At 55.7% G+C, this 12,867-nt stretch carries 10 protein-coding genes; 4 read left to right on the forward strand and 6 right to left on the reverse strand.

Annotation, left to right across the window (positions count from 1 at the left end):
- Positions 1-120: 120 nt before the first annotated feature.
- Together IGS58_RS21945 and trxB are read right to left on the reverse strand one after the other, a co-directional pair.
- The gene (locus IGS58_RS21945) at positions 121-795 is read right to left on the reverse strand and encodes a Smr/MutS family protein (RefSeq protein ID WP_230522687.1); all 675 of its coding nucleotides are present in this window, start codon (positions 793-795) and stop codon (positions 121-123) included.
- Positions 796-802: 7 nt separating this feature from the next.
- Positions 803-1,756 (reverse strand): thioredoxin-disulfide reductase, encoded by a 954-nt coding sequence (trxB, locus tag IGS58_RS21950; protein WP_034786153.1) that lies wholly within the window; start codon positions 1,754-1,756, stop codon positions 803-805.
- 216 nt (positions 1,757-1,972) lie between these two features.
- On the opposite strand from trxB, the gene IGS58_RS21955 reads away from it, so the two are divergent.
- The 3 genes from IGS58_RS21955 to IGS58_RS21965 all read left to right on the forward strand — a co-directional run bounded on the left by IGS58_RS21955 (position 1,973) and on the right by IGS58_RS21965 (position 6,379).
- Entirely contained in the window at positions 1,973-4,333 is a 2,361-nt protein-coding gene (locus tag IGS58_RS21955) for a DNA translocase FtsK (RefSeq protein WP_034786152.1), read from the forward strand.
- Between the two features lie 5 nt (positions 4,334-4,338).
- Positions 4,339-4,995: an outer membrane lipoprotein chaperone LolA gene (gene lolA, locus IGS58_RS21960; protein ID WP_034786149.1), complete on the forward strand. Its 657-nt coding sequence runs from the start codon at positions 4,339-4,341 to the stop codon at positions 4,993-4,995.
- Positions 4,996-5,068: 73 nt separating this feature from the next.
- On the forward strand, positions 5,069-6,379 hold the full coding sequence (locus IGS58_RS21965) for a replication-associated recombination protein A (protein WP_230522688.1): 1,311 nt from the start codon (positions 5,069-5,071) through the stop codon (positions 6,377-6,379).
- 104 nt (positions 6,380-6,483) lie between these two features.
- On the opposite strand, the gene IGS58_RS21970 is transcribed toward IGS58_RS21965, so the two are convergent.
- The 4 genes from IGS58_RS21970 to IGS58_RS21985 form a co-directional block, all read right to left on the reverse strand.
- On the reverse strand, positions 6,484-7,167 hold the full coding sequence (locus tag IGS58_RS21970; protein ID WP_230522689.1) for a DUF4145 domain-containing protein: 684 nt from the start codon (positions 7,165-7,167) through the stop codon (positions 6,484-6,486).
- 139 nt (positions 7,168-7,306) lie between these two features.
- Positions 7,307-9,712 (reverse strand): AAA family ATPase, encoded by a 2,406-nt coding sequence (locus tag IGS58_RS21975; RefSeq protein WP_230522690.1) that lies wholly within the window; start codon positions 9,710-9,712, stop codon positions 7,307-7,309.
- Between the two features lie 394 nt (positions 9,713-10,106).
- Positions 10,107-10,847 carry an NAD-dependent epimerase/dehydratase family protein gene (locus IGS58_RS21980; protein WP_230522691.1) on the reverse strand — a complete coding sequence of 247 codons (741 nt, stop codon included), beginning with the start codon at positions 10,845-10,847 and terminating at the stop codon, positions 10,107-10,109.
- Positions 10,844-11,134, reverse strand: coding sequence for a DUF2917 domain-containing protein (locus IGS58_RS21985; protein WP_230522692.1), 291 nt, complete (start codon positions 11,132-11,134; stop codon positions 10,844-10,846). The genes IGS58_RS21980 and IGS58_RS21985 overlap by 4 nt, the downstream gene beginning before the upstream one ends.
- 180 nt (positions 11,135-11,314) lie before the next feature.
- Between IGS58_RS21985 and IGS58_RS21990 the strand changes: the two genes are divergently transcribed.
- Complete coding sequence (locus tag IGS58_RS21990) at positions 11,315-12,736, forward strand: aminotransferase-like domain-containing protein (protein WP_070255271.1); 1,422 nt, start codon at positions 11,315-11,317, stop codon at positions 12,734-12,736.
- Positions 12,737-12,867 lie beyond the last annotated feature (131 nt).

The raw sequence follows: 12,867 nt of genomic DNA on the forward strand, positions 1-12,867 counted from the left end.
GGTGGAGCGCTTGAGCAGGAAATAATTGTCACAGGTTAACATGACACGGCCCCGAATGGTGACAAACGGGGCCGTGTGCAGTGCGGAACTTGTTATTGAATTGTGATCTTGCTGTCAATGCTAGCGGATGGGCTGCAGTGCGGAAGAAAGCAATACGACCAGTGCGCCATCGCCCCCTTCGGAGCGGCGCGCCTGGCAAAAGGCGATGACTTCATCCTTTTGCACGAGCCAGCTGTGCACCATCGATTTCAAGACCGGTTCCTGGCCTTTCGAGCCAAAACCCTTGCCGTGGATCACGCGCACGCAGCGCAGCTTGCGTCTTGTCGCCTGGTTCAGGAAGGCGCCGATGCCGTCGCGCGCCTCGTCGCGGCGCAAGCCGTGCAAGTCCAGCTCATCCTGCACGGGCCAGTGGCCCTTGCGCATCTTTTTCACCACGTCCGGGCCCACGCCGGGGCGGGCGTAGTTCAGGGCCGGATCGTTTTCCAGGTAGTGGTCGACTTCGAACAAGTCCGACAGCGACTCGCGCAGCACGGCCGCATCGTCTTCTTCCGGCGACAGCTTGCGCGCCGGCTGCTGGGCCGCCATGGCGCTTGTCTTGGGCAGGCTGGGCACGTAGCGGTCCGACTCGGGCAGGCGCTTGACGCCGCCGATGCTGGCCTTGAACAGATTGCTCTCCACGGCCTGCACCTTGGCTTGCTGGACGCGCTCTGCCGCAGCTTGCGCGCGCGCATCGGCCTGCTCCTTGAGCTGCTTGCTGACCGCTTTCAGGTCGGCAAAGTCTTTCATCGACGCCATGCGCCGCTTACTCCTGGCCTTCCAGGTAGCGCTGGGCGTCCAGTGCTGCCATGCAACCCGTGCCGGCGCTGGTGATGGCCTGGCGGTAGATGTGGTCTTGCACGTCGCCAGCGGCAAACACGCCCGGCGCGCTGGTGGCGGTGGCCATGCCTTCCAGGCCCGTCTTGGTCTTGATGTAGCCGTTGTGCATTTCCAGTTGGCCTTCGAAGATGCCCGTGTTCGGCTTGTGGCCGATGGCGATGAACACGCCGTGCACGCTCAACGCTTCGACCTTGCCGTCGATGGTCGACTTGATGTTCAGGCCCGTCACGCCGCCTTCGTTGCCCGTCACTTCGTCCAGGGTGTGGTTATATTTCAACACAATCTTGCCTTCGGCAACCTTGGCGTTCAGGCGGTCGATCAAAATCGCTTCGGCGCGGAACTTGTCGCGGCGGTGGATCAGCGTGACTTTATTGGCGATGTTCGACAGGTACAGCGCTTCCTCGACGGCCGTGTTGCCGCCGCCGACAACAGCCACTTCCTGGTTGCGGTAGAAGAAACCATCGCAGGTGGCGCAGGCGGACACGCCCTTGCCCATGAATTCCGCTTCCGATGGCAGACCCAGGTATTGCGCGGACGCGCCCGTGGCGATGATCAGCGTGTCGCACGTGTATTCGTGGCTGTCGCCCTTCAGGCGGATCGGTTTTTCATTCAGGAAGGTGGTGTGGATGTGGTCAAACACGATTTCCGTATTGAAACGCTCGGCGTGCTGCAACAGGCGCTGCATCAGGTCCGGACCTTGCACGCCCATCGGATCGCCAGGCCAGTTTTCCACGTCGGTGGTGGTCATCAATTGACCGCCTTGTTCCACGCCGGTGACCAGCATCGGGTTCAGGTTGGCGCGGGCGGCGTAGACGGCGGCGCTGTAGCCGGCTGGGCCGGAGCCGAGGATCAAAACGCGGGCGTGTTTGGTAGTGGTCATAATGAGGCTTCTCTATGAGTGGGGTCTATCCGAATTGGGGGCATACGCGCGAAGAACAAGGGCGTATTGCGCTTGTGCAAGCAATCCACGATTATAGACCAAGCCGCCTGTAGCGACGAATCGTGGGGCCGTCCGGGGCATATATGGCTTAGAATACTTCCTTATTATGGGAAATTCCCTTTCAGAAACATTTATCACCTTGCAGCGCTTCCCAGAATGACTAAACCAGCCCAGGCCAATCAAAATAGCTACACCCGAAAACCGGTCGAACGCCGGCCCTTGCCCAACCGGCTGGTGCGGCTGCTGTCCGAGGCGCGCTGGTTCGCGCTGGCCGCGTTTGCCCTGTATTTCGTGCTGATACTGGCCAGCTTCAACAAGCTCGACCCCGGCTGGTCGCACGCCACCAACGTCGACAAGGTGGCCAACCTGGGCGGCAAGCTCGGTGCGACCTTCTCCGATCTGTTGCTGTATATCTTCGGCTTTTCCGCCTGGTGGTGGTGCGTGTGGCTGCTGCGCACGGTGTGGCATGGCTATCGCCGGTTGAGTAAGCGCTTCCTGCTGGAAGAGGAAGAGGTGGAGCGTGAACACCATGTCGAGATGCTGATCCGCATCGTCGGCTTCTCCATCATGCTGATCGGCAGCATGGGCCTGGAATACCTGCGCATGGCAAAGAGCCTGCACGTGCAGCTGCCGCGCGATCCGGGCGGCGTGCTGGGCCAGCTGGTGGGGCACTCGGCCCACGTGGCCTTCGGTTTCACGGGCGCGACCTTGCTGCTGTTGCTGCTGTTCGGCCTGGGTTTCAGTCTGTTCTTCCATGTGTCCTGGCTGCAAGTGGCCGAGCGCATCGGCGGCGCCATCGAAGACGCCTTCAACTGGTTCGTGCTGCGCTACCAGGACCGCGAAGACCGCCGCCAGGGCGAAGTGGCCGCCGTGCGCCGCGACGAGGTGGTGGTGATCGAGCGGGCCAAGCATGTGGAGAAACATGTGGCCGCGCCACCCGTGAAGATCGAGCCGCAGGTTGTGACGGTGGTGAAATCGGAGCGCGTGGAAAAGGAACGCCAGGCGCATCTGTTTGAAACCCCCGGCGATGGCAAGCTGCCGCCGCTGTCCTTGCTCGATGAAGCGCCGCCCGTGGTGGAAACAGTCTCCGTGGAAACCCTGGAGTTTACTAGCCGCCTGATCGAAAAGAAATTGTCCGACTTTGGCGTGGATGCCAAGGTAGTGGCCGCTTACCCCGGCCCGGTGGTGACGCGCTATGAAATCGAGCCGGCAACGGGCGTCAAGGGCAGTCAGATCGTCGGCCTGGCGCGCGACCTGGCCCGTTCGCTGTCCTTGACGTCAATCAGGGTGGTGGAAACCATTCCCGGCAAGAACTACATGGCGCTGGAACTGCCGAATAGTAAACGCCAGATCGTGCGCCTGACGGAAATCCTCGGCTCCAAGGTCTACAACGATGGCGTGTCCAGCCTGACGATTGCGCTGGGCAAGGATATCGCCGGCAAGCCCGTCGTGGCGGATCTGGCCAAGATGCCCCACTTGCTGGTGGCCGGCACCACCGGTTCCGGTAAGTCGGTCGGCATCAATGCGACGATTTTGTCGCTGCTGTACAAATCCGACCCGCTCGACGTGCGCCTGATCCTGATCGATCCGAAGATGCTGGAAATGTCCGTGTATGAAGGCATTCCGCACTTGCTGGCGCCCGTCGTGACGGACATGCGCCAGGCTGGCCATGCGCTGAACTGGGCCGTGAACGAGATGGAACGCCGCTACAAGCTGATGAGCAAGATGGGCGTGCGTAACCTGGCCGGCTATAACGCCAAGATTGCCGACGCGAAAAAGCGCGAAGAACATATCCCGAATCCGTTCAGCCTGACGCCGGATTCGCCGGAGCCTCTGGAAAAACTGCCGACCATCGTCATCATCATCGACGAGCTGGCCGATCTGATGATGGTGGTGGGTAAAAAAGTCGAGGAATTGATCGCGCGTATCGCGCAAAAGGCGCGCGCCGCCGGCTTGCACTTGATTCTGGCCACGCAGCGCCCATCTGTAGACGTGATCACGGGCCTGATCAAGGCAAATATCCCGACGCGTATCGCCTTCCAGGTATCGTCGAAGATCGACTCGCGCACCATTCTCGACCAGATGGGTGCGGAAACCCTGCTGGGCATGGGTGACATGCTGTACATGCCGCCCGGCACCGGCTTGCCGATGCGCGTGCACGGCGCGTTTGTTTCCGATGAAGAAGTCCACCGCGTTGTCAGCCATCTCAAGCTGCAGGGCGAACCGAATTATATCGAGGGCATCCTCGAAGGCGGCACCCTGGAAGGCGACGGCGCCGAAGGCGGCGCGCCGGGCGAGGGCGGCGGCGAGGCCGACGCCCTGTACGACCAGGCGGTGGCGGTGGTGCTGAAAAACCGCCGCGCTTCGATTTCGCTGGTGCAGCGTCATTTGCGCATCGGCTACAACCGCGCCGCCCGTCTGCTTGAGCAGATGGAGCAGAGCGGGGTGGTCTCAACCATGCAATCCAATGGCAACCGGGAAATCCTGGTGCCGGCGGCCAGTAGTGAACAAGGGTAAACAGAATGAAGAACACGACTTTCGCAGCAAAAATGATGATTGGCGCAGCCAGCGTTGCCTGCAGCCTGCTGTTCGCGGCCAGCGCCTCGGCCAGCGCCCTCGAGCAATTCAAGAGCTTTGCGGCCGGCACCAAGTCGGCCAAGGGCGAGTTCGTGCAGCGGCAAGTCAAGAAGGCGGATGCCAGCGGCAAGGCGAAAGTGTCGACGCCGGCCAGCGGCACGTTCGAGTTTGCCCGTCCGGGCAAGTTCATCTGGACGTATCTGAAGCCGTACGAGCAGCTGCTGCAAGCGGACGGCGACAAGCTGTATATCTATGACAAGGACTTGAGCCAGGTGACGGTCAAGAAACTGGGCGACGCGCTCGGCTCCTCGCCAGCCGCCATCCTGTTCGGCAGCAACGACCTGGAAAAGAATTTCACCCTGGCCGAAGCGGGCACGCGCGATGGCCTGGAATGGCTGAAGGCCACGCCGAAAGCCAAGGACACGACGTTTGATGAAATCACCATCGGCTTGCGCAACGGCGTGCCGGAAGCGATGGAATTGCGCGATTCGTTCGGTCAGACGTCGGTGCTGGCATTCAAGAACTTCCAGAAAAATCCGGCGCTTTCGGCCAATCACTTTAAATTTGTCATGCCCAAGGGCGCCGACGTCATTAATAATTAAGACTGTCGCGCCTTGCGTATGAGCCGGCCTCGCAGCAATGCGGGGCTTTTGCATTCTTATTAGGTAACTCATTATGGCGGATCTCTTTTCCACCGCACCGCGCCAGCCGCTGGCTGAAGCCTTGCGGCCGGCCACCCTGAACGAAGTCATCGGCCAGACGCACCTGCTGGGCGTGGGCAAGCCGCTGCGCCTGGCATTCGAGGCGGGCAAGGCCCATTCGATGATTCTGTGGGGGCCGCCCGGCGTGGGCAAGACCACCCTGGCGCGCCTGATGGCGAACGCGTTCGACAGCGAATTCATCGCCCTGTCGGCCGTGTTTGCTGGCGTAAAAGATATCCGTGCAGCCATGGACCAGGCCCGCCACAGCCTGGACCAGTTCGGCAAGCACACCCTGCTGTTCGTCGACGAAATCCACAGATTCAACAAATCGCAGCAGGACGCCTTGCTGCCTTTCGTCGAATCGGGCCTGGTGACGTTCATTGGAGCCACGACGGAAAACCCCAGCTTTGAAGTGAACTCGGCGCTGCTGTCGCGCGCGCAAGTGTATGTGTTGAAATCGCTCAACGAAGACGAGATGAAGCAGTTGCTGGCCAAGGCGCAATCCACGGCCCTGACGCACCTGACCTTCGACGAGGCGGCCGCTGACACCCTGATCGGCTACGCGGATGGCGACGCGCGCCGCTTCCTGAATTTGCTGGAACAGGCCGAGACAGCCGCCAGCTCGACGGGCACGACGAAGATCGACGCAGCCTTCGTCGACAATGCGCTGACCCTCAATTCACGCCGCTTCGACAAGGGTGGCGACAATTTCTATGATCAGATTTCCGCACTGCATAAATCCGTGCGCGGCTCGAACCCGGACGCGGCCCTGTACTGGTTTTGCCGCATGATCGACGGCGGCGCCGACCCGCGCTACCTGTCGCGGCGCATCGTGCGCATGGCCTGGGAAGACATCGGCCTGGCCGATCCCCGTGCCTTGACCATGGTCAATGACGCGGCGGAAACGTATGAACGCCTCGGTTCGCCGGAAGGCGAGCTGGCGCTGGGCCAAGCCGTGATTTACCTGGCGATTGCCGCGAAAAGCAATGCCGGCTATAACGCGTTCAATACGGCCATGGCTTTCGTCAAGAAAGATAAATCCAAGGAAGTGCCCGTGCACTTGCGCAATGCGCCGACGAAGCTGATGAAGGAACTGGGCTACGGCCACGCCTACCGCTATGCGCACGACGAGCCGGACGCCTACGCGGCCGGCGAAACCTATTTTCCGGATGGCATGGCGGAACCGGGCTGGTACCAGCCCGTGCCGCGCGGCCTGGAAAGCAAGATCGCCGATAAATTGGCCTGGCTGCGCGAGCTGGACCGCAAAGCGGGGAAGAATATATGATAAATCATATATTTTATTTTATCAGTCTAAATGTTGGTTGATTAGCCCATCTTAAAAAGATGGGCGTACCCGTCTCACAATCTCAACGCCGATGTATTAACGTTCTATTCATTGAATTCAGCAGCTACTTGTTTTGGTAGAATATATGATTCCTTGAGCAAATGTTCAATTATTTCCATTGCGAGGCCAAGTTGACGGCCTGTATGTGGTTTTACTTCGTGTGCAGCTTCATTTCCTAAAGTTCTAATTTTGTGCAAAATGGCAGCGCTGGCCGGAGTTAAAATGTTTGAATTCTTCAAACTATCAATTTGATTGAATAAGTTACCTCCACCAGCATTTTTTTCTTTGCAAACTGTTTCCAAAAGTGCTCTCAAACCTATGCCTGAAAGAACAGGGCATTGATTTGCAAGTGCAGTTAAAGTTTCATCATAGATTCTTTCAACGGTCTGGGGTAAATAATGAGTGCTTTCACCTAAGCCTTTTCTTCCTGCTGATCGAGAAGGGAAAAGTTTTTCGCTCACAGCATAATCGTACTCGCCTGGTCCAACTTGATGGTAGTCCTCAGAATTGGTGCTTGCCTGGCGGAAGGAAATGGTTTTACAGCCTTGGCATTGAACTATTTGATATTTTGTATTCCAGTCGACAGAATACTCTTGGTCTCCATCCGATCCCTTTTCGTCATATGAAGAAACCACTTTATGGGATGGTGCTCCAGAGCATTGTGTGCAAGGTAAGTTTAATTCTTCGCCTTGACTTTCATTGACTTCATATTTTACGCGGCCAGCCATTGTCATCTCCATTTTTGGTTTTTATTATTATATAAATTTCAAAAAATACAACTAATTTTACTCTTTTTGGTGAGTGATATGCAATTATTTTTTTTAATTTAATGATAATAAAAAAATAGAAATTTGCATTTTAATTTAATTATTTAATTATTTCAATTTCACCTATGCTCTTCAGTAGTGAATTGTATTGATGAGGGTCCGCCTCATAAATTTTATCTAGTACGTAGTTGGCCAGTTTTGGAATTTCTGGAATTTCAATGGGTTTCATGCTTCTGTCAAAAATCGACTCAAGATGCGATAGTTCATTGTTGAGGCGATTGATAAGAGTGATAGCTGCATCGTCGTCGCCAAAGAACTTTTTCATGCGCTCGAGACTATCATTTTTATCATCTTGGTGAGGATATTTGTAGAACAATAACGCCTCAAGGAATTTCCTTAGATTGTTCCCGAAAGAGTAGAAGGGTTCATGCGAAACTTTCGCATATTCGGCATCACGGCATTTATAGATCTGATGAAAAAGGTAGTTGAATTCTGTAATGTACTCTTTGAGATAGGAGGGCATGAGAGAAATGCTACTAGCGGTTCCATTTCTTTCAATGATGAAGTACTGATTTCCACCATGATTTTTCTCCGGTGGTAATGAAAGCTTCTTAAGATACTTCAAGAAGTCCAGATTGTGGGTGGAGATGAATAATTGCTTATAGCGATACTTGTTCGTTCCATCAGGATTTTTAAGAGGCCTTGCAATAAGGCTTTCAATCAGGCTGAAGACGAAGAAAATATGATTTCCATCAAGGCTGCAAATCGGATCATCAATGTAAATGATGAGATCTTTTCCCTTGGAGTCGGGTTCTTCAAGTTTTGCTATGAAGTAGCAAAATGCGATAAGACTGCACTCACCTTCACTCAGGTTGTAAGCTGATTTTCCGTCTCTTGTTATTTCAAATTTGACGGCTGTTTTTTCTGTGTTGTCTTTTGCTTCCAGCTTGATTCCATCATGACCGAAAAAATGGTTCAACAACGAGTTGATACGATCAGCACCTTTGCGTTCATCCTTCTCCTTGGCTCTCCAAGTCGTGATTTCAGCTTCAAGCTTAAGAATTTCCGCGTTGGCTTCGATGAAGGTTGTGTTGGCTGTCGTAGCTTCAGTTTTCAATGTGGCAATGCGCGTCACTTCGGCGTCGTAGTTTACTGCTTGTGCAAAGGTATAAACATCAAACAAACGAAGTGTTTCTCTCGCGGTATTCTTGTCTCTATCTAGTGTTTTAGTTTTTCCGTTGCTGGTCAAGATTAAGGCATTGATAGCGTCTACATGCTTCTGGATTTCATCTGCACTGTGGATTGGATCTTTCATAGAGACTACTTGGAAGAGATTGCTCTTGCGACTCTCCAAATCATTATTCAGTGTTTCTAAATCATTTTTGTAGGCCGTTAATGCTTCAGTCAGAGCCTTGCTATTTGAGTCAAAGGCAGAGCGCTCTTCAGCATAGAACTGATCACTTCTAAAATTATTGAACCCCGTAATGGCCTTAATTTCGTCAGTAACGGACGTGATAGCTACGTCCAAGGCCGTTTCAAGATCGCCTGATTCTTTGCTGAAGTGCTCGTCCAGTGTTTGCCAAATATCATGAGGTAAATTTTGGCTGCAAAAAGCACAACTTTCGCGCTTTTCACGGTGATGGCCGATACCTTGTTTAACCCACATTTGAAGAACACTATCGTTGAGCAATTCTTGAATGGGTTTAGTCGGCTTGATTTCTTTGGATAGAAGTGGCGAAGCTGTGCTTCGTAAAAAATCAAGTTTTAGCTGAATTTTTAGTGAGCCTGATATGTCACTCAACGCCTCTTGTTTCAATAGAGTCAGTTTTGCAGCCTGTTCCTCTATGGTCAACGGCTTGAATCCAAGTTGCTTGCCTGCCAAGATGTCTCTTTTAATGCTTTCAATGTTGTAGACCGCTGACCCATATTCACGATTTTTTTTGATCTTTTCGTTTGCGTGGGCGCGCAACTTATCTTCAAGCCCACTAGCGGCGGTAGAGTGATTAGTCTTGGTACGAACCTGCTCTTTCTTCTTCCCGTCCAACTCAAATCTTAGGCCAGTTTTGTCCTCTACTTTTCCAAGCTGGGTTTCAATCGCCGTTATGGCATCTTCAATCTCCTTGTTCTTATCTCCAACGATGGCGAAGGTCTTGATCTCGCCGCCAATCTGCTGATGTACGAGAAAATCCAAGTTGTCGGTTACGAAATCACGGTTATAGACCCGGACGTCGTAGTTGTGCGTCGGTATGGTGGCTTGAGTGACGTTACCTTGATCTCCATAAATGGTGAACGAAGGAGTGAGATAGTTTAGGGGGACCTTGCGTGTTTCCAAGGCACGGAAAACTCGAGAGAGAGTCGTCTTGCCAGAATAGTTTCGTCCATAAAGGATGTTCAGCCGCTTGAAATTCTGAACAGTTTTTCCGCTATCCTTAACCGTTTTTTTCCAGTCCAAGCCGCGGAAACTGCCAAAACTTGCTATATCTATCTGATTTATCACCGATTCCATCTCCCAATATTCGCCTGTCAGCTGGTTGTAGTAGAGTGTTACAGCTAGTCTACACGTATAAATAGGTGACGCCAGTACGCAATGTTAAAAAGGGCAAGCATCGCGATTTAATGATGTATTAACAACAGCGGGTGGCGAATTTGGTGTTGATGTTCACCTTGGCTGTTGAATTTACTGCTCGATGTTCACTCTTGCCAGTCAAACGATCCAGTAGCGAATCTGAGGTTAAATGACAAAGCGGAAATTTGCAGATATCTACTATGGTTCCGAAGGACGAAAATTGACGATAGATATCCTCAATGTCTATTTGCCCATGGTCATGGTGAAAATAAAAGGGAATGTGGATTTCTATCTTGAAGAAATGAAAAGAGTGATGCGTGTTGGTAGCTAGGTTTTATAAGCCCAGCAAGCTGAAACCGTCGTCCTGCGGCGCGTAGCCCACCAGCTGGCGCGTCGCCGCGATGGACAGCCGCTTGTAGCGGTTGTCCGACACGCCATGCACGACGTGGTAGCCGGGCGGCACGTCGGCGGCGATGCAGCGGGCCAGCAATTGCACCACGTCCCGTTCGCTGATGAAGGCGGCCACGTCGCGCGCGCTGTGCTGCTGGCCTGGCGCAAAGTTGGCCACATTGGCGATGCGCACGGCGATTGCCGTCATGCCATGCTGGTGCGCGAACGCCGAGGCCACGCCTTCGCCGAAGGCCTTGCTGGCGCCATACATGTTTGCGGGCCGCGCCGGCATGTGCTCATGCACCTGTGCGTCGAGCGGATAGCCTTCGATGGCTTGCGCGCTGCTGGCAAACACGACTCTTTTCACTTTCTTTACCTGTGCCGCGCGGAAGATGTTGTGCGTGCCGAGGATATTCGGCTGCAGCAGTTGCGCATCGAAATCGGCGCTGGCATGGGGCACGCCGGCCAGGTGCAGCACCACATCGATATCGGTGCAGGCGGCCAGGCAGGCGGCATAGTCGGCCACGTCGAGTTGAATGGATGGGCAGGGCGCTTCGGCCAGCTTGCCTGTGTGCAGGTCGGCCAGGCGCAGGGAGAATTCCCCGTGCCGGCTCTTCCAGAAAACGCTGCCGATAACGCCGGCGGCGCCCGTGACGAGGACGCGCAATGGTGGTGCTTGAGTCATGTATTCCTAATATTCAAGGTGTGAGGCAGTGCCAGGTTCAGCCAGCGCAGCAGGGTAGGGCGGGGTGCGGCAGTCCCATGCACGCGGATGTGTCCGCTGCCCACGGCTTCGACCAGCACCAGGCCGTCATTCGGTATCGTATAGCGTTCGCCGCTGCGCAGCACGCAATCCTCGAACTGGGCGTAGGCCGTGATCCACGCCGTGCCGGACAGGCATTCGATGACCTTGGCATGCGCTTTTTCCAGGCGTAAAGGCCGTTCGCTGCGTAATTCGTGGTCGGTATGCATGGCATCGCTCCTGTTGTGCTGACAGGAACAGCTTAGGCCCTTGCGGTGAACCATGACAGATGCAGGAAAACGAAATTGTCATGAATACAGTGTCCCTTGTCGTAGACTGTGCTTATCAAAAAACTCGGCAACTGTATCTGTGCCGGCGACGCGCGGCAGCCGCATACTGAAAGGATGAACATGAGCGCGCATTTGAATCTGTACGAGCACCTGGCCAACGAGCTGGGCGCCTTGATCGACTCGCGCGTGTTCGCGCCCGGCGACCGCCTGCCGTCGATCCGCCACCTGGCGCAGCAAAAGCGCATCTCCATCAGTACCGTGATGCAAGCCTTGCGCCTGATGGAAGACCGGGGGCAAGTCGATGCGCGGCCCCAGTCCGGCTATTTCGTGCGCCACCGGGCGCCGCGCCGGCCCTGCAGTGCCGACGCCCAGCACCTGAAGGAGCCGGCCTTCGTCGGCATCAACAATCTGTTGATGCGCGTGCTGAAGGACAACGAGACGGCGAATATCGTGCAGCTGGGCACGGCCTGGCCGCCCGACGAGATACTGCCCATCAAGCGCATGCAGCGCACCATCAGCGCCGTGGCGCGGCGCGAACCCGCTTTATTGAGCAAGGTCAGCTGCTACGACGTCAGCGAAGGCAATTTCCTGCGCCAGGTTGCGCGCCGGGCGCTGGACTGGGGCAAGCTGGACCCGCAAGAGATCGTCGTGACAAATTCCTGCACGGAAGCGATCAGCCTGTGCCTGCGCGCTGTCGCCAAGCCGGGCGACACCATCGCCATCGAGTCGGCCACGTATTTCGTGCTGCTGCAGATGATCGAAAGCCTGGGCATGAAGGCGCTGGAAATTCCCACCGACCCGAAGACGGGGCCGTCGCTCGACGCGCTCGAGCTGGCCCTGCGTGCCGGCCTCGTGCAAGCGTGTCTGTTCGTGCCGAACGCAAATAATCCCCTGGGCTGCGTCATGCCGGAAGCAAACAAGAAACGGCTGGCGGGCCTGCTGTCGGAATTCAATATTCCGTTGGTGGAGGACGATGTGTATGGCGACCTGTGCTTTGCACCGCAGCGGCCGTGGCCCGTGAAAGCCTACGATACGAGCGGGAATGTGCTGCTGTGCTCCTCGTTTTCCAAGGCCATCACGCCCGCGTCGCGCGTCGGCTACGTGCTGGCCGGGCGTTTCGCGCAGGAAGTGGCTTTGCTCAAAACCGTGTCGAGCGGTGCCACCAGCCATTTCTTCCAGGCCGTGCTGGCCGATTTTTTGGAAGGCAGCAGCTACGACCAGCAGCTGCGCAAGATGCGGCGCACCCTGGTGCAGCGCATCGCGCGCATGTCCGACGCCGTGGCGGCCAGCTTCCCGGCGGACTGCATGCTGTCCGAGCCGCAGGGCGGTTTCGTGTTGTGGGTGCAGATGCCGCCGCATATCGATGCGCTGGCCCTGCACGGCCAGGCCATCGCGGAAGGCGTGGCGTATATGCCGGGCCAGCTGTTCTCGGCCTCGGGCAAGTTCGGCAATTATCTGCGTCTCAATTGCGGCAATGCGTGGACGCCGCGCATCGAGCAGGCCATTGGCCGCCTGGGGCGTCTGGTCAAGGATGCCTTGTAACTATTCTCTGCGCTTCAGTCCCCGTTTTTCACCGTTCGCTCCCTGTTTTTCGCCGCTGGTCGCAAGCCGGTGGCGTTGTTCGCGGCCGTTGGCTAAAGTACCACCATACCAGCAGCAGTCAACGAAACAAA

Origin of the sequence: Janthinobacterium sp. EB271-G4-7A (genome assembly GCF_020858075.1) — a bacterium.
In the GTDB taxonomy this organism is placed as follows: Bacteria; Pseudomonadota; Gammaproteobacteria; order Burkholderiales; family Burkholderiaceae_D; genus Janthinobacterium; species Janthinobacterium lividum.